The sequence below is a fragment of the Chitinophaga deserti genome, from assembly GCF_003149455.1.
In the GTDB taxonomy this organism is placed as follows: Bacteria; Bacteroidota; Bacteroidia; order Chitinophagales; family Chitinophagaceae; genus Chitinophaga; species Chitinophaga deserti.
On sequence record NZ_QFFK01000011.1, the window covers coordinates 76,261 to 98,902 of the forward strand.

At 51.8% G+C, this 22,642-nt stretch carries 16 protein-coding genes; 6 read left to right on the forward strand and 10 right to left on the reverse strand.

Translation table 11 applies throughout. The features are described 5' to 3' along the window. Positions 1-35 precede the first annotated feature (35 nt). From DEV76_RS22400 to DEV76_RS22420, 5 genes are all read right to left on the reverse strand, one after another. Positions 36-5,096, reverse strand: coding sequence for an HYR-like domain-containing protein (locus tag DEV76_RS22400; RefSeq protein WP_157963048.1), 5,061 nt, complete (start codon positions 5,094-5,096; stop codon positions 36-38). 538 nt (positions 5,097-5,634) lie between these two features. Further along, complete coding sequence (locus DEV76_RS22405) at positions 5,635-6,807, reverse strand: TlpA disulfide reductase family protein (RefSeq protein ID WP_109700185.1); 1,173 nt, start codon at positions 6,805-6,807, stop codon at positions 5,635-5,637. A 12-nt stretch (positions 6,808-6,819) separates the two neighbouring features. Continuing rightward, on the reverse strand, positions 6,820-8,064 hold the full coding sequence (locus tag DEV76_RS22410) for a TlpA family protein disulfide reductase (RefSeq protein ID WP_109700186.1): 1,245 nt from the start codon (positions 8,062-8,064) through the stop codon (positions 6,820-6,822). A gap of 21 nt (positions 8,065-8,085) precedes the next feature. Next, a complete protein-coding gene (locus DEV76_RS22415; protein WP_109700187.1) occupies positions 8,086-9,411 on the reverse strand; it encodes a RagB/SusD family nutrient uptake outer membrane protein in 1,326 nt (441 codons plus the stop codon). 11 nt (positions 9,412-9,422) lie between these two features. Continuing rightward, on the reverse strand, positions 9,423-12,476 hold the full coding sequence (locus tag DEV76_RS22420; RefSeq protein ID WP_109700188.1) for a SusC/RagA family TonB-linked outer membrane protein: 3,054 nt from the start codon (positions 12,474-12,476) through the stop codon (positions 9,423-9,425). A gap of 223 nt (positions 12,477-12,699) precedes the next feature. Here DEV76_RS22420 and DEV76_RS22425 point away from each other — a divergent pair, with 223 nt between their 5' ends. Genes DEV76_RS22425 through DEV76_RS22440 form a run of 5 tightly spaced genes read left to right on the forward strand, consistent with a single transcriptional unit; the run spans position 12,700 to position 17,029 of the window. Further along, complete coding sequence (locus tag DEV76_RS22425) at positions 12,700-13,689, forward strand: histidine kinase (protein ID WP_109700189.1); 990 nt, start codon at positions 12,700-12,702, stop codon at positions 13,687-13,689. Continuing rightward, complete coding sequence (locus DEV76_RS22430; RefSeq protein ID WP_157963049.1) at positions 13,673-14,767, forward strand: sensor histidine kinase; 1,095 nt, start codon at positions 13,673-13,675, stop codon at positions 14,765-14,767. The genes DEV76_RS22425 and DEV76_RS22430 overlap by 17 nt, the downstream gene beginning before the upstream one ends. Further along, on the forward strand, positions 14,736-15,431 hold the full coding sequence (locus tag DEV76_RS22435) for a LytR/AlgR family response regulator transcription factor (RefSeq protein WP_109700191.1): 696 nt from the start codon (positions 14,736-14,738) through the stop codon (positions 15,429-15,431). The genes DEV76_RS22430 and DEV76_RS22435 overlap by 32 nt, the downstream gene beginning before the upstream one ends. 43 nt (positions 15,432-15,474) lie before the next feature. Further along, positions 15,475-15,870 (forward strand): MFS transporter, encoded by a 396-nt coding sequence (locus DEV76_RS26300; protein ID WP_262509834.1) that lies wholly within the window; start codon positions 15,475-15,477, stop codon positions 15,868-15,870. Then, positions 15,827-17,029 (forward strand): MFS transporter, encoded by a 1,203-nt coding sequence (locus tag DEV76_RS22440; protein ID WP_262509835.1) that lies wholly within the window; start codon positions 15,827-15,829, stop codon positions 17,027-17,029. Before DEV76_RS26300 ends, DEV76_RS22440 begins: the two co-directional genes overlap by 44 nt. Here DEV76_RS22440 and DEV76_RS22445 read toward each other — a convergent pair. From DEV76_RS22445 to DEV76_RS22455, 3 genes are all read right to left on the reverse strand, one after another. Further along, entirely contained in the window at positions 17,014-18,075 is a 1,062-nt protein-coding gene (locus tag DEV76_RS22445; protein ID WP_109700192.1) for a hypothetical protein, read from the reverse strand. The two genes, DEV76_RS22440 and DEV76_RS22445, sit on opposite strands and share 16 nt — an antisense overlap. Positions 18,076-18,685: 610 nt before the next feature. Next, a complete protein-coding gene (locus tag DEV76_RS22450) occupies positions 18,686-19,822 on the reverse strand; it encodes a serine hydrolase (protein ID WP_109700193.1) in 1,137 nt (378 codons plus the stop codon). Positions 19,823-19,989: 167 nt separating this feature from the next. After that, positions 19,990-20,427 carry a VOC family protein gene (locus DEV76_RS22455; protein WP_109700194.1) on the reverse strand — a complete coding sequence of 146 codons (438 nt, stop codon included), beginning with the start codon at positions 20,425-20,427 and terminating at the stop codon, positions 19,990-19,992. 129 nt (positions 20,428-20,556) lie between these two features. On the opposite strand from DEV76_RS22455, the gene DEV76_RS22460 reads away from it, so the two are divergent. Continuing rightward, positions 20,557-21,033 (forward strand): DinB family protein, encoded by a 477-nt coding sequence (locus DEV76_RS22460; protein ID WP_109700195.1) that lies wholly within the window; start codon positions 20,557-20,559, stop codon positions 21,031-21,033. Between the two features lie 89 nt (positions 21,034-21,122). On the opposite strand, the gene DEV76_RS22465 is transcribed toward DEV76_RS22460, so the two are convergent. After that, entirely contained in the window at positions 21,123-21,698 is a 576-nt protein-coding gene (locus tag DEV76_RS22465; protein ID WP_109700196.1) for a hypothetical protein, read from the reverse strand. A gap of 56 nt (positions 21,699-21,754) precedes the next feature. After that, positions 21,755-22,516, reverse strand: coding sequence for a hypothetical protein (locus DEV76_RS22470; protein WP_109700197.1), 762 nt, complete (start codon positions 22,514-22,516; stop codon positions 21,755-21,757). Between the last annotated feature and the right edge of the window lie 126 nt (positions 22,517-22,642).

A 22,642-nucleotide genomic window follows, 5' to 3' on the forward strand; every position in this document is an offset into this window, starting at 1 on the left:
TCCTTTGATCTTCCATATCCTCCAGTAAAAAAAAACTAGTGTTTGATGTAAATCAGCTTACCGGTGGCTTCAGCCCTGCCTACAGACAGCTTGTAAATCAGCGTTGACCTGTGGGCATCCGGAACTGCATACCTGATCTGCTGTACACTTCCTTTCTGAACCGTACCCTTATTGAGCACATCTACCTGCTGGCCTCCAAGGTTGTAAATCAGCAATTGTAATGTACCGGTTTCAGGTGCGGTGAAGCGGAACGTTACCACATCCCTGTACGGGTTCGGGAAGGTTTCAACACGCAGTGTGTTTGTTTCCGTTTCATTGCTCTTCAGCTTATTGTTATCCTCACCAGCAGCCATTACCTGCTGAATGGTGCTCAGCTTATTATTAGACCAGCCTATCAGCACAGCACACTTGTCAAATCCCCTGTTGATGGCATCCACAGCTGCATTCACATCTGAAGCGGTTACGCCTGTTACGGTCTGGCCACCCAGATATTTATTCGCCAGGTTGTACAATCCACCCACATTCGCCTGTCCGATAGATGTAAGATAGTTTACTACAGACTTCGGCAATTCGAACGAATCTACCTTCGCTACCGGTACAGTACTGCCGCATGCTGTCAGCTTCGAGGTCATCAGGAGCGTACCTTCGATCGGCAATCCTGACAGGGCCGGTGTTACCCTGAAGTTGAAGAACAATGTCATAGTCTGTGACAGCAGTACATTTTTGATCTTACCATAGGTGCTTGCAGCTGCTGAGAGCGGAACAAGCGGCCATGTGGCAGGCTTGCTGAAAGTAGCATATCCCTTCAGGGCTGCAGGCGTACCACCACCAGGCAGCATCTTGAAGATGTTATCGTTCGATACATCCGCCAGGAAGAGGGTAAAGAACTTACCGGTGGCTTTGAGTCCGAAGAGGACAGAATCACCCGGCTGTGCATCCACAGCACCCAGCATAATAGCTTTGGCAGTTGTTGTACCACCGCCCGGGAGACAGGCCTTTCCGTTCACGTTTCCATAATAACCCTGTGTATAGCTGCAGTAGCTGGCGCAGCAGAGTACTTTCACTCTCTGTTCTACCCATACACTGTTACCGCAGGCATCAGTGGCTGTCCACCTGCGAACATAAGTTACAGGGCAGCTGGTGCCTTCCTGACGGTCGGCCACTACTACGGTTACATTACCACCACAGTTATCATTGAACGATGGTGCATTAAACGACGGTTGTGAACCGCAGGGCAGTGTTTTATCTGCCGGTTTATTAGATACCTCTGGCGCTACGTTGTCGTATACGGTTACTTTCTGATAAAGGGTGTCGGATGTGTTACCACATTTGTCTTTCGCCCACCATTTGCGCAGGAGTACGAAGCGGTTGACGCATACCACGTCTGTCTTCGTTTCGCTGGAGTACACTTTAGGTGTACCGCAATTGTCACTTCCCGTGATTTCAGGCGGTGCGGGCACATCTTTACTGCATACCACGGTTGCATCTGTAGCAGTACCATTCAGCGTAGGCCTGATGAGGTCTTGCAGATGGATGGTTTGGGTGGCAGTTGCAGAATTACCACAGCCATCAGTGAATACCCAGGTGCGCACGATAGTGCTGTCGCAGGCAGTTCCGGAGCCTTCTTCACTGTAATCCGGTTGCAATACTCCTTCACAGTTATCTGTAGCGGTAAGTGACGGCGGTGCCGGAATATCTCCCACACAGGCCACATTCACGGCTTCTTCATATGTGCCGGAAATGACAGGTTTCACATCGTCGTTCACTGTAATGATCTGGATCAGCCTGTCGGAGGTATTTCCGCATCCGTCTTCAGCCCACCATACACGTTGAAGTCTGAACTTATTCACGCAGGTGCTGTCGAGCACATCTTCGGTGAAGTTGATCTTCACATCAGCCGGACAGTTATCACTTGCCGTGATCACCGGCGGTGCAGGAATATCCTTAGCGCAGGTCACATTCACATTCTCTGCTGTACCGTTCAGCGTAGGCGGAACGAGGTCTTGCAGGTGAATGGTTTGTGTAGCGGTAACAGAGTTGCCACATGCATCGGTGAATACCCATTTGCGCAGAATGGTGCTGTCGCAGGCCGTGCCGGAACCTTCTTCACTATAAGCAGGCTGCAGGGCGCCATCGCAGTTATCAAAGGCATTAACGGCTGGTGGTGTCGGGATATCCCCTACACATTTCACTTCTATCTTATCTTCATAAGAAGCTTCGATGACGGGTTTCACATTATCATTCACAATGATGGTCTGTGTCAGCACATCGGATGTGTTACCGCAACCATCTACTGCCCACCACTTGCGGACGATCTTAAACTTGTTCACGCAGGTACTGTCGGAAGTAGTAGAGGTGAATTCCACCTTCACTTCTGCCGGACAATTATCATTGGCAGTGATCACCGGCGGTGCGGGCACGTCTTTACTGCAGGTCACATTCGCATCCTGTACGGTGCCAACCAGCGTAGGCGCTACGGCATCTTTGAGGTGGATGGTTTGTGTTGCAGAGGCGGAGTTACCGCAGGCATCTGTAAATACCCAGGTGCGCACGATGGTGCTGTCGCAGGCAGTGCCGGAACCTTCTTCAGTATAGGAAGGTTGCAGCGGGCCGTCGCAGTTATCGTTGGCGGTGAGGCCCTGAGGAGCCGGAATATCGCCTACACAGGCTACGTTCACGGTTGCTTCGTATTCACCGGAGATGACGGGTTTCACATCGTCGTTCACAATGATGGTTTGTGTCAGCACATCGGAAGTGTTTCCACAACCATCTACTGCCCACCACTTGCGGACGATCTTGAACTTATTCACGCAGGTGCTGTCGGAAGTAGTGGAGGTGAAGTTCACCTTCACTTCAGCCGGACAATTATCATTCGCAGTGATCACCGGCGGTGCGGGCACGTCTTTACTGCAGGTCACGTTCGCATCCTGTACGGTGCCAACCAGCGTAGGCGCTACGGCATCTTTGAGGTGGATGGTTTGTGTTGCAGAGGCGGAGTTACCGCAGGCATCTGTAAATACCCAGGTGCGCACGATGGTGCTGTCGCAGGCAGTGCCGGAACCTTCTTCAGTATAGGAAGGTTGCAGCGGGCCGTCGCAGTTATCGTTGGCGGTGAGGCCCGGAGGGGCCGGAATATCGCCTACACAGGCTACGTTCACGGTTGCTTCGTATTCACCGGAGATGACGGGTTTCACATCGTCGTTTACGGTGATCACCTGCGTAAGGGTATCGGAGGTATTGCCACACAGGTCAACTGCCCACCATTTGCGGACAATCCTGTATTTGTTGATGCAGGTACTGTCTAAGGTTGTGGAGCTGGACTGCACGGTAATATTGGCCAGGCAATTATCTGTGGCGGTAATTACCGGTGCGGCAGGTACATCTTTACCACAGGCAAGTGCTGCATCAGGAGCGGTACCATGTAATACAGGCTTTTCGTTATCCTGAACCTGAACGGTTCTGGTACAGGTATCTTTCACCTTACCATCGGGTGTGGCGGTGATCAGCTGAATGGTGTAGGGGCCGCAGGTGTTGCCGGCAAGGATGGTTACGGTACCCTTGTCGGTATCACCGGTAATAGTACCATTGCCGGTAACGCTCCACTGGAAGAAGCTTACATCTGCCGGAGGCGGTCCGGTGTAGATGTTGGAAGACCCCGGGCACACCGGATCGGGACCATCAATAATGCAAGGCGGGTCAGCATGCTGCGTTACAGTGATAACCACCGTATCCTTGTCAGTACATCCCGCTGCATCCGTAACGGTTACAACAAATTGGAAGATACCGCTGGATGGGGGTGTGAATGTGGGGTTATGCAAGTTGGGATCAGACAACCCTATAGCCGGAGACCAGCTAAAGGTATAGGGAGACTTCCCGCCTGCAACCGTTGCATTCAGTGATGCGATGTCGAGATGCGTAATGCTGACGTCTGCACCTGCGTCCACCACCGGCTGATAAATGGTGACAGGCAATCCCGGCGCTACATGAGAGCCGGCATAGCAGGTATCTGACAGTCCGTTGCGGGTAACGATCAACCTCAGGTTGAAGGTGCCCGGGGTGAATGTGGCGCCAATGGGCACCACACTTATATTAGCTAAAGTATTGTTGACGATTTTGGCACCGGCAGTGTTACTGCCTATGATGCTCCATAAATAGGTAAGCCCCGTGGCATTGTCTACCGTAGAGGTAAATGCCAGCGAGGCGGTGGATACGCATGCTTCCTGCGGGCCGCTCACTTCGCAGGTGGGCGGGATGAATACCGCATCCGTTTTCAGGGAGCGGTCCTGGTTACCGATGCTCACTACCTGGCCGTTGATGATCCAGTTCTTGAGCCGCATATGGTATGGGGAACCATTAATGGCGGAAGCGGAATTGGTTTCACCCGTTACCGGGTCGGAGCCCCAGTCTGTTTCAGTGGCAATATGGCCGCCCCACGACAGCACCGCCGTTTCCTTCAGGGCCTTAAAGGTGATGTGGATCACCGTTTCGGACTGGGAAGCGGTCAGGCTGCCGTGCGAAGCGTACGTTACACTTAACAGATCTGCATTATAGCCGGTCATAACTCTTTCGGCCGGAGGCAATGCATTAAAACTGGCGGAAGGCTGGCCGGGAACAGGAGATCCCGCGCTGGAAGGCACGGGGATGGGTTCCGTATCAGTACTGGTAAAATAAGCAGGAGGGAAGCCGGTGATGTTCAGTAAAGGACTCACCGTTTCTGCGCCATGAAGGAAAATACCGTGCGGTTCCAGCCGCTGATAATGGGTGATGTAATCCAGGGCGTGTTTGCCACTGTTCTTTACATCCAGTGCAATCACCAGTGTGTAGTTCTGGTTTACGGTAAGCCCCGTTAAAATAGCACGGTAAGGAACGGAGTAACCTTCAAGGAAGTGGGCCTGGTTGGCATTGAGGTTCCCGTTGATCCAATCCACCGGAGAATCCGGGGCGGTAGATTTACCATTGGCGCCCTGATCGAGGTTGGCGGCCTGCCCGCTCACCTGATTCAGCCAACCTGCTGTGGTCAGAATTATCAGCAGGAGCCATACACGCAATAAAAAAGGAATTCTCTTTTCGTAACTGTGTAAATACATTGCTCTCATAAACGCAGATTTTATATAGCAACAATGGTATACCGGTACGTGCAGCTGCACGTACATCAACATCAGGCAAGGGATATGATATTCACCAGCGGCCGGAGATGCGGCTAATGCATATCAATTCCTTAGCAGGAACTGCGATTAATCATGAATACAGTTAAAACGAAAGAGGATAATGGAAGGGATGGAAAGATAGGCTGCGTTGGAGTAAATTCAATTCCGTAAGAAAGAAAACATTCAATAGTGAAGAATCCAGGTTTGAATAGCAGATTTTGGTACAGGCGGTAGAATAAAAGCCAATAATTTGCTACAAAGGTTGGAGATTTCCCGGAAATAGCGAAAAATATTTTCGTGATTCTGCCGCTTATCATAAATTTCTTCGTATCCGCACATTATCAACCGCCGAATACATCATTTTTGCCATTTAACGTTCTGCCTTCCATGTTATTGCAACCGGTTTCATAAGGCAGTACAGCCCTACAGGCATAAAAAAGGGACGCTTCTCAGCGCCCCTTTCTTTTTTGCTTATCACACGTAAAAATCATTCACCGATAACTTCCTTCAGCTTCGCGTCCAGCTCGTCTTCGCTTTCCTTACCGCCGCCCACGAGCTTGAAGATGATCTTACCCTGCGGATCGATCAGGTATTTGGTGGGGAAGCCGGTAACACCATACTTCTGCACCAGGTCAAAGTCCTGCTTACCGTAATTGTTCATTACATGCAGCCAGTTGATGCCATCCTTTTCAATGGCGCCTTTCCAGAATTTCTCCGCATCAGCGATCTTCTCCGTTTTCTCTTCGGATACACCTACGATCTCAAAGCCTTTGGATTTGTACTTGTCGTACAACTGCCGCATGTGCGGGTGGCTTGCCCTGCAGGGACCGCACCAGCTGCCCCAGAAGTCTACCAGTACATACTTCCCTTTGAGCGACGACAGCGTGAAATTATTCCCGTTAATGTCTTTCTTCGTGAAGTCGATAGCCGGCATGCCAAGGGCAGTAGCTTTGGTACTTTCGATCTTGTTGGCGATCAGCTTACCGTAAAAGGTGCTTTTCCAGGTGCCGGCCAGTTTACCATAAGCTTTCGCATAATCTTCCGGGGTGTAATCTTCATACATCAGGCTCAGCAGGTACATGCTGGTAAATGCGCCCGGATTTTTTGCGATATACGCCTGGCGAATGGCTTTCTTTTTCTCTTCCAGTTCGTTCCCTTCTTTTCTGTAAGCCGCTGCTTTAGTAGTATCACCCGCTTTATAAGCAATGGCGCCTGCTTTGGTAGCTTCCCATTTTTTATCGATAAGGGGAAGCTCCGGTGTATGCAGTTTCGCGAATTCCGCGTTGAGCTTACCGCCTTTTGCCACGGCGAGGAACGACTTTTCAGAGATGCCCTTAATGGTAATTTTCCCGTCTTCCAGCACAAACTCCATGATCGGGCCGGGTATAAACATTCCGCCGCCGTTCATCTGGTGCCGGCTGCCGGGGTGGCTATTAAACAGTACCGCCATCACAGGCTCAGCCACCTCACCGCTGAAGCGGAGCCCACCATCGGGGAGCTTCTGCGCAGTATCGGAATGGCGTGCGCCGTTCTTTACATAACTCAGCGTGAGCTTATGGTTATCCTGGCCTTCGAGGTATACGTCTACCGTATACTTCTGCTGGGCCGATACTTGTAAGGCCGCTGCCAGCGCTAATATTGATAAGATTATTTTCCGCATATGGTGGTTTTGTTACATAGACATGGCGCGCATCACTTTCTTTTCTGCTGCCGGTTGTCCGCCAAGGCCTTTCTCAATTACTGATTTAATCTCTTTTTCCGCTTCAGGGCTGTAACCGGTGAACCTGGTCACGATCTTTCCTTCACGGTCGATCAGGTACAGCGTGGGGATACCGGAAAACTGATACAATGCCATGGTTTTATCCTTATCGTCGCTCAGCAGCTGCTCCCACGGCATTTTCTCTTCTTCCATGGCTTTCTGCCATTTTCCTTTATCCGTGTCAATAGAGATGCTCACTACTTCCAATCCTTTGGCTTTATACTGTTCGCTCAGTGCTTTCACGTGAGGGATAGCCTGACGGCAGGGTCCGCACCAGCTTGCCCAGAAATCTACCAGCAGGTATTTGCCTTTGTACTTTTCCAGTCCCTGTATTTTACCGAGGTGGTCGGGGTAGGAGATGGAAGGAGCGGGCTGTCCGGGCTGGAGCTTCATCATCTGTGCGCGGTTGTTGATGATGGTGGTCTTCAGGTTCTTCGCCTCAGTGAGCCAGGGGTACAGCTTAATCAGGTGATCCAGTTGTTTCAACGTAGAGGCGTACTGGGTGGTATCGTGCGGACTGCCGGCGCTGCGGAGTGCATAGATCAGTACCGGACGGTCTTTATACACTTTCATCAGCAGTGCTTCCCGCTGGTCAGCATCCTCGTTACGATCGTTGTAACGGCGGCGCCCATTCCAGTAGTTAGCCCAGGCGGAATCACCGGTTTTCGTTTTATGCTCTTTGGCATAATACTCCTGATTATATTCATCAACAGAACGGAGGTAAGCATTGGTGTTGTTCAGGTCCATCTGGTTAATGAAGTTGTTGTCGCTGGAGCCTTCCACGAAATAGAAATGCGGGATTTTTATTTTCATCTTTGCCGTATCATATCCGCGGGAAGCCACAGTAACATTGGCATCGCTCCAGAAAGAGATATGTTCCCAATGCATCACATTCAGTTTGTAGATACCGGGATGATCCTGATTAATGCGGAAGGAGTAGGTGAGATCAGACCCCAGTTCAACAGAGTCCACGACGGTGGGTTTGCCGGTGCCGTTATCGCGGCTCAGCCATATTTTGCGTGGCTGCCCTTCGGGTGTGGCGAATTTAACGGATCCTTTAACCGTAATTTGTTTTGGCAGACCGGCCTTCTGGGCCATCAGCCCTGCCGGGCTCATCAACAGCGCCAGTAAAGCAGGTTTCAACATTGCGTTCTTCATTCCTGTTTGGTTTATATTTTACTAATAATCGTCGTTTTGCTGCATGGTGGGGTTCAGCGTAAAGAGCCTTTCAGGGATCGGGAAAAGCACATGCCCTGCAGGCTGCTGTAAACCCGTCAGCCAGGGAATTGCTTTACCGAAACGGCGCATATCGCTCCAGCGGTGGCGCTCTCCTACAAACTCCCTGCGGCGCTCCCATTCAATGGCTTCGAGGAAAGCGGCCGGGGAGGCAAAGTCACTGTTCGCCGATACGGAAGCTTTACGCATGGTACGCAGTTCGTTATAACGTGTTACATCCACGGTGCCGGTCCGCGCTTTGGCCTCGGCAGCAATGAGGAATGCCTCACTATAGCGGCATACCGGGTAGGAGGGCTGCGCTTCTTCCGGGAACTTGATGAGGAACCATACGAGATCACTGATATCCCGGCCCTTTACTTTCACATAAAAAGCCTTGCGTATGTCGGTATCTTCATATGACTTCACGAGGTTGGAATCGATCCAGATAGTACCACCTCCGGCACTACCATTACCAGGACCAAATACCCCGGGCAGGCCCTGTTTGGTATTATTCGTACCGGCAGATACTTCCGCGATGGCGTATACCACTTCTTTAGTTGTGGTGTTGTACTTGAATACATCTTCGTACTTATTATCCTGCAGCGAGAATTTACCGGAACCTATCACGGCATTGGCCAGCGTGGCCGCCTCCGTGTTCTTGCCGTTATTGAGGTAATGGCGTGCCAGCAGGAGTTGTGCTGCCTGCTTACTGCCTTTCATGGATTTGCCTTCATAATCGGGCAGGAGCTCTGCTGCCTTCAGCAGGTTGTCTTCTATCTCCGCTTTTACTTTCTCCTCGGGCTGCCTGTCGGGGTAAGTAAGCGGGTCCTCCGTGCCGTCCATAATCGCCACTTTCCCGAATTGCTCGTGCAGCAGCATATAGGCATAAGCCCTGAGCAGGTAAGCCTCTCCCGCAATGGGCCGGAGTGCTGCTTCCGTTGAATGGGCATTAAAGTAGCGGATCACCATGTTGGTGTTGTTGATACACGCGAAAGGATAGCGGTAAGCTATACCAGCCGAGTTATCATTCACAGGGATGTTGCACAGCTCATAACCCTGCAGGCCCGCCGTCTGCACATCATCTCCCATGATTTCAGGGAGGATGTAGTAATTGTAGAATGCGTTATTGGTGAGTGCGAGTTTGCTTCCGTTAAGCACAAGCCCAACGTTGCTGCTGTTCACCTGATCGGGAGACACCAGTGTGTCTGGCTGAACATCCAGTTTATTGGAGCAGGAGGCCAGCGCTAAAGCAGCGCAGGCCGATATATGGAGGAATATTGATTTCTTCATGACGATAAATTTTAGAATGACAGGTCTACCCCCAACACCATACTTCTGGGATTGGGAAGATTAGAAGAAAGAATGCCGGAGTTGTTGGCAGATTCCGGATCAAAACCGATGTATTTGGTGATGGTGAACAGGTTCTGCGCAGCCACATACACCTTGCAACGGCTGATGGTTGCCTTGTCCAGCAGGCGCTTCGGCAGCATATAAGCCACTGTCAGGTTGCGGAGGCGGAGGTACGATGCATCGTAGATGAACTGTGTGGAAGGACGGTAGTTCCAATCAATCGTTTTACCGGCACCATGCACACCTGCAATGGCACGGGGTACATCGGTAGCATCTCCCGGTTTGCGCCAGCGCTTGTTTACGATATCGAACTTGTTGGGCATAGCGCCAAACCAGTCGAGGTCATAGTTGCGGAGCGACTGCTCATAGTAGTCATAGATCTTGTTGCCTACAACATAAGAGAACAATGCTTCCACGGAAACGCCTTTATATCCGGCAGAAAGAGTGGTGCCGCCGGTGAACTTCGGCAGTGCAATAGGTACGTAGATGTAATCCTTGCTATCCCATTTACCGTCTTTATTCAGGTCTTCATAGATCATGTCTCCCGTTTGCGGATCTACTCCGAGGGAGTTATACACCTGCACGGAACCAACAGCCTGACCTACACGCGCCTGCGATTGCGGGCCGCCGAAGATGAAGGTGCCATAGCTCAGTACAGAGTCGGAGAGGGCCTGAATTTTATTGCGGTTGAAGTTCAGGTTGGTTTCCACCTTCCAGCTGAGGGCTGCATTGCGGTTGCTGCTAACGGCCAGCTCCACGTCGAAGCCTTTGTTGCGGATATCACCGATGTTGTAAGGCATGGTTTGCGCGCCGAACTCCCAGGGTACAAAGCGGGTACTGAGGAGGCCTGTGGTGGATTTATTGTAATAATCCACGGTGAGCGTTACCCGGTTGTTGAACATCCCTACGTCGATACCGGCATCGAACTGTTTGGTTTCTTCCCAGCGGATGTTGGGATTGCCGATCACATCGCGGAAGCGGAGGGCGGGCTCTCCAAGGTTGGAGGTGGCCTGCATCAGGTGCTGCGTGTTAAAGTTGCTTACCGCACGGATGTTGCCGCTGATACCATAGCTGCTGCGGAGCTTGAAGAACTGGAAAAGCTGCTGATCCTGCATAAAGGCTTCCTGCGCCACATCCCAGCCTGCAGAAACTGACGGGAACCAGGAGTAACGGTTATCTTTCCGGAGTTTGGACGACCCGTCTGTACGCAGACTGGCACCCAGCATGTATTTGTTATCCCAGTCGAAAGCCAGGCGGCCGAAATAAGCTTCCGAAGTTTCGAGGTAGTTGCCGTTGAAGGAACCGATGGAACCCGTGTTGCCGTAGGCAGAAGCTGCCCCGCCGCCGGTGATCACATCCACCCTGGGGAAGTTATTCACTTCATAACCAAAGCCATTGGTTTCAATACTATAGAAAGTATAACCTGCAGTGGCATTCAGCCCCAGCTTACTCCAGCGGTTGGTGTAGGTGAAATAGCTGTCGAAGTTATAATTGATATTATCAGAACCGCTGGTTCTCAGATACCCTTTCTGGAACTGGCCGAGGTAGCCGAGGGGCGACTGGTAATCGCGGTTGAAGGTATTGTATTTGTTGGCCGCGAAAGCAGAGCGGAACTGGAGGTTCTTGTGCAGCTTCAGTTCTGCAGCGAGGTTACCAAACCAGGTTTGTGTGCGGTTCTTATTCCTGTTCTCCGACATATCGCCCAGCGGGTGCTGCTGCTGGCCTACGTAATAACCGAGGGAACCATCTGCATTGCGCACAGGCTCTTCGGGGGTATCGGGGCGGGCATTGAAGGCGTTTACGAGGGGGTAGGAGTTGTCTTTACTTACCGACTGGGTGAGGTTGATGTTACCCATGATGCGGAGCCAGTCTTTCACCTGCTGCGACACATCAATTTTGGCGGTATACCGCTCAAAGCGGCCGGTACCGATGGAAGCGATCTCGGAGTAGCGCCCCAGCGACATGTAATAATTGGTTTTTTCCCCGCCGCCGCTCATGCTGGCCTGAATGTTATTCAAAGGCGCATTGTGATGCTTTACTTTATCGATCCAGTCGGTGCTGCGGTCGGCCATTTTGAGGCCGGTTACCTGGCCGTTAAGGCGGGTACGCTCGTTCTGCAACTGGCTGATCTGAACCGGGGTGAGACCACCGGGGTTGGCCAGCTGTGCGTCTATATCGGAAATGCGGTTGTTACGGGAGTCGTTGAAAGCGGAAGCATATTCCGTAGTGTTCAGCATGCGCCGTGTGGTGGGCACGTTGTTGAAACCGGTATAAGCGTTCACGGAGAAGAACGGCTTCTGGCCCTGCTTCCCTTTTTTAGTAGTGATGATAATAACGCCGGAAGAGCCGCGTGCGCCATAGATAGCGGCAGAGGCAGCGTCTTTCAGTACATCGATGGTTTCAATGTCCTGCGGGTTGATGGAGTTCAGAGAGATGCCCGAGCCTTCCATTACCAGTCCGTCGATCACGATAAGGGGATTGGCATCCTGTGCGCGGTTGGATTGCACGCCGCGGATGAGGATATTGGGCGTACTGCCGGGTGCTCCGGAAGAAGTAGCCACGAATACACCCGCTACACGGCCCTGCAGGGCTTTACCCACATCGCTCACGATGTTGTTTTCCGGAGCCAGTTTACGGGAATCGATAGAGGAAATACTGGTGGTAACGGCGCTGCGCTGGCGGGTACCATAACCTACCACCACAGGCATCTGGAGCATCTGGGCGGCTGTGGTCAGCATAATAGGCTTTACGACGGCTGCCGCGGGGATCAGTACCGCTTCGAAACCGATGGAGGAGATACGCAGCTGTGCGTTGGCAGGCACCCTGAGCTCGAATTCCCCTTTATCATTGGCAGTTACGCCGCCGGTTCCGTTGATCACCTTAATGGTGGCGCCGGGGATAGGAGCTTTGGTAAGCGAGTCGCGCACCGTGCCCCTGATAACCTGTTGGGCCAATGCCCCTGTGCTTAGCATACAGGCAAGAGATAGCAGATAAATTTGCTTCATAATACACTACTGTTTGGCAGATGAATGGTTGATTTGGTCGAATATCAGCTGATTGATATGTGTCAGATTGAAATGAGTCCCATGCTCGTCCGAAAATATGGTGGCTGCGCCATTTCCGGGATTAAAACTGTACGTACCGGCTCCCGGCATGTACAATCCGGCACAGGGGGAGGACGAAAAATATTTCACCTCAAATGCCCTGTTATAGCGTATCTTAGCCCTCATGCCGATCCGGAAAACATATCGATACTGGGTACACCTCGCCGTCTGGATGGCGTTGGTGCTTATTTACGTTTTCCCGGTACTGAAAACGAATTTCTCCAGCCCCTTTGGCCTCCGCTGGGTGCTCACCCGCTATTTCCTGTACGGGTTCCTCAACTTCAACCTGTTTTACCTGCTCGTTTTCTACGTATTCCCGCAATACGGGCAGAAAGGCCCCTGGCGTACCACCGGCCTCGTGGCCTTCGTACTTTTCACCTCCTGCATCATTAAATTCGGGGTTGGGCTCATCTTCCCCGACGAGATCCTCCAGAAAGCCATTGCCCTTATCGGGTTTAAGAAAACATACCTCTCTTTCTGGGGATATTTCCGCATCAGCCTGCAAACGGGCATCCTGGTAGCATTGGGCGCCTATGCCTATTACGTTTTCCTCATGTGGCGGGCGGGAGATAAAGAAAGCCGCCGGCTGGAGCTGGAAGCCGCCGCGGCACGAAAGCAATTTGCCCAGATGCAGCTTTCCACCAGCCTGCTGCTCCGTAAGCTGAAAGCCATCAAATCCATGCTGGAAAACGAATCCAAAAGGGAAGGGGAAGGTGCCGAATCCATCCTGCAGCTGTCGGAACTGCTCCGGTATATGCTGTACGATAAAGGCGTGAAGCTGGATAAAGCCCCGCTGGACAAAGAGCTATACTACTTCAACATCTACCTCAAGCTGCATAACCAGTTATTCCCCCGCCAGCAGGTGAGCCTGCGGATGACGGGCCCGGCATCAGGGAGGTACGTTACGCCCCTGCTGCTGCAAACCGCAGCTGAAAAGCTGCTGGCCCGGCAGGACGATGGCATGCCTGTAGTCCTGAAGCTCGATATCGGAGAAGATGCGCTGGAGCTCAGCTCCACGGCTCCTGAGCCTTTCCTCAAACGCCTGGCCCGCATCATTCCCGGTTACGGTGATTTCCGCAGCTTTAAAACTCCGCTCTATGCCGGGCCAGCATGATTTTATGCGGCGCCTCCGCGAATTCATGGTACTGTTCGTGGTATGGATGGCCGTAATGTACGGCCTCAGCATCCTCGGCATGACGCATACCTTCACGGCACAAACCTACCGCAACCTTCACATTACCCGCGGCCTCTTCGGTTCACTCAACTTCCTGCTGTTCTATTCCGCAGTAAGACTGGTATTCCCCCAATTCCTGGAATCCCGGAACTGGGTGCGCCTCGTACTGTCCGTTATTCTCCTCATTTTCTCCGCCTCTGCCATCAAATTCTTTGTTGCCGATCACTTCTTCCGGGAAGACATCCTGCTGATGGGCTACCGCGACGGCGGGAAGCTGTTTAAAACATTCTGGCAGTACATTCGGTCGGACAGTTGGTCCAGTGCCCTGGTGCTTTGCGCCGCATTCGCTTATGTACTCTTTTTTGCATGGCTGGAAGAGGATAAGCGCCGCAAGCAGCTCGCCCTGCAGAAACAGGATTCCGAGCTGGCCATCCTCAAAATGCAGCTCAACGCGCATTTTCTCATGAACAGCCTGAACAGTATTTACAGTCTTGCCCTCGTAAAATCCCCCCAGGTGGTGGATGCCGCACATACACTGTCGCAGATACTGGAATATATGACGGAGCAGCCTCCTGTTGCGGGATACCGCACCCGCCTGTCTGACGAGCTGCGGTACCTGGAAGATTTTATTGCCATGCAGCGGCTGCGCACAGGCTGCCCCGATTGTGTGCAGCTCCATGTTTCCGGCAATCCCGAAACACATGAAATAGCACCGCTCATGCTGGTGCCTTTCGTAGAAAATGCTTTCAAACACGGTGTGGCCAACCGCCCGGCACAGCCCGTGCAGATAAAGGTGGAATGCAACGACCGGGGAATGGATTTCAGCGTACATAATTTCAAAACACGTAAGCGGAAAGACCAGACCGGCGGCATCGGCCTCATGAACGTGCGGAAGCGGCTGGAACTGGTGTATCCCGGGCAGTACGCACTCACCATCAACGAAACCGAACACGAATATTCAAGTAACCTGCAAATAAACTGGGACAATGGCCTTGCAATGCATAGTGGTGGACGATGAGCCGCTCGCCATACAGGTAATCACCGAATTCATCCGGAAAATGCCCGAGCTTTCACTGGCCGGCACTTTCAACAATCCCATAGAAGCGCTTACCTTCCTGCGCCGGGAGCCGGGTGTTAAGCTCGTTTTCCTCGACATTCAGATGCCGGAGCTTTCCGGCATAGAGTTTATGCAGCTGCGGCAGGCCGATGTGGATGTGATCGTAGTATCTGCATACGATGAATATGCCCTGGAAGGCTTCCAGTACGATGCGGTAGATTACCTGCTTAAACCGGTACCGTTCGACCGGTTCGTGAAAGCCGTGCAGAAAGTAACCGGCAGGCAGGCACAGCAGCCCGCCATCCCCCCGCAGCCCGATTTCATCTTCATTCGTACCGATAAGCGCATCATCCGCCTCAATTTCAGCGAGATCCTTTTTGTGGAAGCGCTCCGCAACTATGTGGCGATTCAAACTACCACTCAAAAGATCCTCACGCTACAGAACCTCCGCAGTTTCGAAGAAGCATTGCCGCCAAAGCAGTTCATCCGCGTGCACAAATCCTTTATTGTGGCCATGAACAAAATAGACAGTGTGGAGAAGCAACGTATTTTCATGGGCACTCATATGGTGCCCGTGGGCGATACCTACGTAAAGCAGTTTTACGAGGCCATGCGCATGACCTGATGCCTGCGGAACATTTCCCGCCTTCGCCTGTTAATATGGGACGATGGCAACTTTCCCCCTTTCTTCCAGATCCGGAAAACATGTGATGGCCGCCACCATCCTCGCATCTTCCATGGCTTTCATTGACGGCACCGCACTGAATGTGGTATTGCCCTCATTACAGCAACAGCTGCACGCCACCGCAGCCGGACTCTTCTGGGTATTAAATGCCTACCTGCTCATGCTGGCCGCATTGATACTGGTTGGCGGCGCGCTGGGCGACAGGCTGGGCCGCAAGCGTGTTTTTATGGCAGGAATCCTTGTTTTTATTGCCGGATCAGCAGCATGCGGGGTGGCCGGAACGGTAGAACAACTGGTGCTCTTCCGCGCCATCCAGGGGGGGGGGCGGAGCGCTCATGATTCCGGGAAGCCTTGCACTGCTGTCGTCTTCCATCCATGAAAAGGAGCAGGGCAAAGCCATCGGCACATGGTCGGCCGCCACCACACTGGTAACCATGGGTGGGCCGGTATTGGGCGGGGCGCTGGCTGATGCCGGATTGTGGCGTTACATCTTCTTCATCAATATTCCGCTGGGTTTACTATCGCTCCTCATACTCCGGAAACATGTACCCGAACAGCGGGATGAAGCTGCCACCGGGGGGATTGATTACTTAGGCGGGTTACTCACCGCAGCCGGACTGGCACTCCTTACCTTCGGCTTCCTGCGGATGCCTGAGTATGGATTTGCGCACTGGCAATCCTGGGGCACTATTGCGGCAGGGGTGCTGTTGCTGGGGCTGTTTGTGGTAGTGGAGCAGCGCGCAGCTAACCCCATGTTACCCTTGCACCTGTTCCGCAACCGTACTTTCTCCGGGGCCAATCTCCTTACATTCTTCCTGTATGCCGCGCTGGGCACCGGTATGTTGTTCCTTTCGCTGAATATGGTGCAGATACAGGGGTATAGCCAGTTGCAATCAGGGCTTACTTTTCTGCCATTTACCGTGCTCATGATATTTCTGGCGCGCCCTGCAGGCAGCTGGGCCGATAAAACGGGGCCTAAGCCATTTCTCATAGTCGGCCCGTTACTGGCAGGCACAGGGCTGCTGTTGCTTTCGCTGGTAGGTGAAACGAAAGGCCCGTCTGCCTACTGGACCACCTTTTTCCCGGGGATTGTAGTGTTAGGCCTGGGCATGTCACTAACGGTAGCGCCGCTCACGGCAACGGTAATGAGTTCGCTGAGTACACAGTTATCAGGCACTGCTTCAGGCGTTAATAATGCGGTTACAAGAATTGCGAGTGTATTTGCCACGGCTATTTTCGGAGCGCTGGCGGTGATGCTGTTTGCAGGGGATGTAAAAAGCGGGTTGAAAGAGATGACGCTGACGGAAGCGCAACAAACTGCAGTGGTAGCAGAAACCGTTAACCTTGGCAATGCCCATCCTCCGGAAGATATCCCTGCCGGAAGTGCTCCTGCAGTTCTAACGTTGTATAAAGAAGGCTTTACTGCTGCCTGTTCCAACATCCTCCTGATAGCGGCCGTATTGGGCTGGTTATCGGGCTTAATGGCATGGTGGCTGATCCCGGGCAAGGCGAAACTGCCGCATCAGGAACGGGAGTAAGCCGCTGCCGCCGCTTCTCTTTTAAGCGCTACTTCTACCGGGCCATCGGAATGGGTGAGGTTTGCAAGTTCACAGGTCTTTTTTACCAGCGCCCATTTGCAGGCCATGCCATCCAGATCATATACCAGTCTTTTCCTTCCCAGTAATGCGAGTTCCGTTACATTTTGCACGCCCCTTGATTCCTGCCGAAGGTTACGGAGCGCCAGGGCGCCCATGGCATGCAGGGCATGAATGGTGAGGGCATATTGCTTACGGCGGGCGGCGGGGTATTGTAAACGCGCCAATGCCTGATTGAAGCGTGCGCTTTCTGCGGAAAACCTGCGCTCAAGGCGGCCATAGCGGCGGTAAAGAATAGGGATGGTGAAGATGCCGGAGCGTATATCTTTCCAGATATCAAATACATCATTTGTGAGCTGCACCAAACCGGCCATAGGGAATGCCATGGCGGTTTCCGATGGGGAGGGGTAGCGGTCGAAAGCCGTGTAACACAGCAGCACGGCGTGATAGCTTTTATGATATGTAATGCGGAATAATTCCGCTTCCCCAATGCCGGCGCTTTGCTGCCTGCGCGATACTTCCTGCCAGTAACATACATCATTGAAGTGCGCAACTACCTTGTCTGGATCAAGCGTACAATCCAGCAGGCGCAGGTAGGCAGCTTTCAGCAATGCCTCACCTTCATGCTGCGGGATGTACTCCTGTGGCGTACGGGTAAGCTGGCGGATGAGGGTAACCTCGGCATTTCGCGCTTCGAACATTTCGTCATACAGCGGACTGATGACACTTAGTAAAAGGAGCCTTTTTTCTTCAGCCTCGGTTAACTGGCGGCCCTGCAGTCCGGCTAATGCACCACATACTGCATAATGGGCCAGCTGCCAGTATCTGAACATCTTTTCGAAAGTATCGGGGGAGGGCGCTGCTGAACTGAGGGTTGCCAGCATTTGCTGCAGTCTTCGTCTGCCATCCCGTTCTTCCCGGCGCATCCGGAAGTATAAGCGGGACAGGTGCAGGGTAGTTTGCGCCAGGTTTACTTGCTGATTAAGCATAACGGTTAGGGATATAGGGATTTCGTCCCCTAATATAAGGATTTCCTGCTATCTGTTACCGGCAAATATTCGGCGCCCTGGTTTTGCCCGGCTAAAAGGGATATTACAATGTGCTTTACAAATATTCACATCTATAAACTTTACACTTTATCTTATTTCACACTTTCCAGCGGTTTTGATCTTGAGGAATCAGCGTTGGAAAAATCCGGTTTCAGGGTTTTGCAAAACCTACTGACATCCTACTGCCATCCTTCAGTGATCCTTCAGTCACGTTCAGTCGCAGCAAGGGTTTGATGAAGGTTGACCGAAGGATCACTGAAGGATCACTGAAGGATTGTTGAAAAAGGACAGATAGTTTTCCGGAGACAGAGCCGGCATTTGCCATGCCCTCACTCAGCATTTAACCCCACATCCCCGCATTTTCTCAAACTTCACCTTACCCTGCATCCAATTTGTCTGATTATCGAAATTTGAGCCTCTTTTACGCTTTAAACATTGCGGTCGGAAAACAGAATTTGAGATTGCTGAATATTCGGGGAAACGCTAAATAAAAAATGCCATCTCACAAACGGAGATGGCATTTTACGATAAACAGGAGGGTATCCGGCCACTATTTTACCCAGGCGTTGTTATATGCCAGGGCTACAATATCGTAAACCTTCCGCCAGCCATCGCCGATGGAATTAATGCCAATGGCCAGCTCTACTTTTGCGGGCAGGCGGATGATCAGGGTCTGGATGCCCACATCTCCGGCATTCACGCCATCGATCTTATTACGATCTACCATGAGCGCCCCATCATGACCATATGCCATGCCGCCGGTAACAGGGAATACCCCTATCCAGCCAAGCCGGTTTTTGTCCATCAGCTCGCGCTCTTCGGGTGAAAGGATGTTATTGGTATGCGTGAGATACGTAATGACGCGCGACATTTCCATCGTAGTGAGCACCCATCCGCCGCCACCGCATTTTTCGGTCCAGTCGCTGAAGTCGTTGCCGATTAAACGCTCCGGCGCCTCGGTCATCATCATAAACATCTTACCCGTTACCGGCGCACAGCCCCTGGTGGGGATGCCTGCTTTTGACAGTACATGGAAGTTGACCAGGCGGATATATTCCTGGCTCATCCATTTCCGGAAATCTGCAGGCGCCATATGCAATTCCTTTGAACGGAAAGCGGCGGAATCATGCAGTTTGGGAAGTATGGCGCGGAACAGCGCAAAGTTGATGTTGGAATACTTACCGGTTTTAGGCGCTGAGATGGTGGTTGCCACCGTGTTCATGAGCGATTCCCATTCCGACTGATCGCCCCGGATGCCGGAGGTATGCGTCATCAGCTCTTTGAAAGTGAGCTTGCGGATGGTATCATGGATCTTCCATGTTGCAGGCAACCACGGACCGATCTTTGAATCGATGGTTACATCTTTTTGCAGCATGTACTGCACCACCGTGGCAGCGGTCAGTGTTTTGGTAACGCTGGCGATGTTGGTGAAGGCATTCAGGTCAGATTTAACACCATCTACCGTACCAATACCATACACGGCAGTATCTGCTACCTGTCCGTTTTGTGTAATCACAAACTGGTAACCACGGGCACCGCTCAGTGCCTTCTGAAGGTTTTGTTTGAAGAGGGAGGTGCTGAACTTTTTGTCGTTCGACTGAATAGGTAGATCGTTTTTCTTACAGGACTGGAATCCGGCCACTGCGGCCAGCATTAAGAGTGTGAGGGGTTTTGCAATGTGTTTCATTTTTGAGGTTTTATAGTGATGGCACCAAAGGTAATATCACACTGCTCCGGCATACCGGCCATTTCATGAAACGCCTGATTGGGTTAACAGAAACAATAACCGGTTTCACCGGGCACAAAAAAAAGCGCCGGCATACTCGCCGGCGCAGCTATAATAAAGAAACGAATTTAAGGCTTTACCTGATCAAAGATATCGAGGTAATGCTGATTAAACATAACACCCAGTACGTTCCCGAAGGGATCAACAACAGATGCAGTTACGAATGTATTTTTACCGCCGCTGTGATCCGTTACAGGCTGGTAAGGTGTGGCGCCCAGTGCTATTAACCGGTCGAGCGTAGCCTGCAGGTCGTCCACATGCCAATACAGCACTGCACCGCCCGGTCCGGGTTGCGCCAGCTCCGGCTGAAACTTACGGCTGATAATACCTACTTCATTTTTATAATCGCCAACACGGTATTCTATATACGCAGGAGTATCAGCATTGGGCATATGAAAGTAGGGCTCAATACCGAATACCTCGTTATACCAGTTGCGTGCAGCAATTACATCATCGGCCCAGTAACTTACATTGGCCATTCCGCGGAGAGAAAGGGGATTTTTCATAAAGATGTGTTTTTTGTGTTTGATAAAGTAAAGGTACGGGGGTGGATTGACAACCGTATGTCAGCAGTGACGAACCTTTTTTAAAATAAATCTCTTCTCCCCAATGCTATTTATTGCTAATTTAATGAAATGACCCTCAATCAACAGATCGCACAACACTTCCGCAGTGTGCATTCCGGTGGCAACTGGACTGCTGTTAATCTGAAAGACATACTTTCAGGTATTACCTGGCAGGAAGCCATTACGCCCGTGCAAAATCTCAATACGATTGCCGTACTGGTGTTTCACATGAATTACTATGTGAGTGCAGTTTTAAAGGTACTCCGGGGGGCCCCGCTGCAGGCAAGCGATAAATTCAGCTTTGACCTTCCGCCCATTACGTCAGAGGCCGCATGGCAGGCACTGGTCACCAAAGCCCTCAGTGAGGCGGAAGAATTTGCCGCAGCCATAGAACAATTGCCGGAAGAGCGGTGGATGGAAGTATTCACCGATGAAAAGTATGGTAATTATTACCGCAACATTCATGGCATCATTGAGCACACGCATTACCACCTTGGCCAGATCTCCCTTATCAGGAAATTACTCCGTGGCACATCAGAAGAATGATGAGCCGCACGGGCCACAACGGGCCCGCACGGCTCTCAGCGCAGGATTGCGCAGCATCAACAATTCCTGCTTATTGTATATACCCCAAATTATTCCGCCATGCCGTACACGAAGATTGCGTTTTCATGGCCTGTGTCGCGTTCGTCATAGGTATAGAGATATTTTCTGCCGTCTATTACTTTAACCTCCCAACGGTATTTATGCGGCTTCAGATCATCTCCCGCAGCAGCCCGCTTAGTGGTACCGTTGCCTGTTGAGCATTTATCTTTTATAGTCTTATACTCACCTTTAACGGGATAGAAAGTGAACAGATCTCCTTCAAACACTACCGACCCTTCCAGCCGGGTGTAATGTTCCGTTACACAGCTGCCGTAGGTACGGAGGCCGAGGTATTGGAAGAATAGCATACGGCCTTTGCCGTCTTTCTCCGTAAACTGATATTCGCGGCCCGCTTCATAGTCGTTGCCAAGTTTATGCCCGTCGCGGTCGAAGTAGGAGATGGCAGACAGGGTTCCACTGAACCACAACTTACCACTTAACTCCGCTGGTACGTGGCTGGCAGGGACGTTGGCATAGGGATCCTGTTCCGGGTTATCGTCTTTTTTCTTACAGTTCTGAAAACTGAGGGACGCTAAGAAGCTGAGCAGCAGTAGTGCTTTTTTCATGTTGAGGGGTTTATGAATTATTATGGTTGTAAGATGCAGGGGATTTTACCTGATCATCATTGTAGGCTTTTACCAATGTAAGCAGTGAGGGAAGCAAGGTTCATGGTGCGGATGAAGTAATCCGCCGCTTCGGGTACGGCAGTAACCGTAATGCTGATATTATGCAGGGTAAAGGGGCCTCCGCCGGTGAGCTGTCCTTCGCCGGATACGGTGCCGCTCCGTTCATCGTTCATATCCGTGCGGGGCCTGGAGAACTTCCCGAACAGGAGCATAGTGGCGGCCTCGCAGCCGGCGCCGTCTTTCAGTTCTGCAGGCACCCTCACCATGGCGGTAGCACCGGGGTAGGCGGGGAACGATGGCTTCCCGGCGCAGAAGGTAACCGCGCTGTAGTTGAGGTTGAACTGCACTTTGATCCTGCACACCGCCGCCGCCCGTACCTTCTCCATTTCCAGCAGCAGCTCATTGGCTTTGCCGGGAGTATCATTCACCTTCTTTGCGAGGGCATCCAATTCGGCAGCTACCAGGTTCTCCTTACGTACATAAGTTATCTCGAAATCATAGCTGTAAGGCCCGGTATCGGGTTTACGGGATACTACCGGCTGGAAACCGCTGTCATCTTCCGTACCGCCCGCCATATCCCAGCCTATGGTAGTTTCATGGGGCACCGCCTGCCGGATGATGGCATCGGCCTTTTTCCAGAAACGTTCTTCCGCAGGGGTACGGGGCCTGAATTCCTCCTGTGCAGCGCACAACAGCGGTATCAATCCGAGTATCCCTGTTATAAAACCAGCGGCCATCCTTATGCGCAACAGTTTCATGCTGAATAATTTTATGCAAAGGAAGCATAAACCCTGTGGCGGGAACAGTGGGGCACCACGCATTTATATTTCTAAGTAAATCACGTATTTTTAGCCGGTTAAATCGCAGTAATATTGTCCCGGTTT

Excerpts from the sequence above, each read along its gene's own strand:
- DEV76_RS22400 (WP_157963048.1), bottom strand. The coding sequence starts at position 5,096 with ATGAGAGCAATGTATTTACACAGTTACGAAAAGAGAATTCCTTTTTTA.
- DEV76_RS22405 (WP_109700185.1), bottom strand. The coding sequence starts at position 6,807 with ATGCGGAAAATAATCTTATCAATATTAGCGCTGGCAGCGGCCTTACAA.
- DEV76_RS22410 (WP_109700186.1), bottom strand. The coding sequence starts at position 8,064 with ATGAAGAACGCAATGTTGAAACCTGCTTTACTGGCGCTGTTGATGAGC.
- DEV76_RS22415 (WP_109700187.1), bottom strand. The coding sequence starts at position 9,411 with ATGAAGAAATCAATATTCCTCCATATATCGGCCTGCGCTGCTTTAGCG.
- DEV76_RS22420 (WP_109700188.1), bottom strand. The coding sequence starts at position 12,476 with ATGAAGCAAATTTATCTGCTATCTCTTGCCTGTATGCTAAGCACAGGG.
- DEV76_RS22425 (WP_109700189.1), top strand. The coding sequence starts at position 12,700 with ATGCCGATCCGGAAAACATATCGATACTGGGTACACCTCGCCGTCTGG.
- DEV76_RS22430 (WP_157963049.1), top strand. The coding sequence starts at position 13,673 with ATGCCGGGCCAGCATGATTTTATGCGGCGCCTCCGCGAATTCATGGTA.
- DEV76_RS22435 (WP_109700191.1), top strand. The coding sequence starts at position 14,736 with ATGGCCTTGCAATGCATAGTGGTGGACGATGAGCCGCTCGCCATACAG.
- DEV76_RS26300 (WP_262509834.1), top strand. The coding sequence starts at position 15,475 with ATGGCAACTTTCCCCCTTTCTTCCAGATCCGGAAAACATGTGATGGCC.
- DEV76_RS22440 (WP_262509835.1), top strand. The coding sequence starts at position 15,827 with ATGATTCCGGGAAGCCTTGCACTGCTGTCGTCTTCCATCCATGAAAAG.
- DEV76_RS22445 (WP_109700192.1), bottom strand. The coding sequence starts at position 18,075 with ATGCTTAATCAGCAAGTAAACCTGGCGCAAACTACCCTGCACCTGTCC.
- DEV76_RS22450 (WP_109700193.1), bottom strand. The coding sequence starts at position 19,822 with ATGAAACACATTGCAAAACCCCTCACACTCTTAATGCTGGCCGCAGTG.
- DEV76_RS22455 (WP_109700194.1), bottom strand. The coding sequence starts at position 20,427 with ATGAAAAATCCCCTTTCTCTCCGCGGAATGGCCAATGTAAGTTACTGG.
- DEV76_RS22460 (WP_109700195.1), top strand. The coding sequence starts at position 20,557 with ATGACCCTCAATCAACAGATCGCACAACACTTCCGCAGTGTGCATTCC.
- DEV76_RS22465 (WP_109700196.1), bottom strand. The coding sequence starts at position 21,698 with ATGAAAAAAGCACTACTGCTGCTCAGCTTCTTAGCGTCCCTCAGTTTT.
- DEV76_RS22470 (WP_109700197.1), bottom strand. The coding sequence starts at position 22,516 with ATGAAACTGTTGCGCATAAGGATGGCCGCTGGTTTTATAACAGGGATA.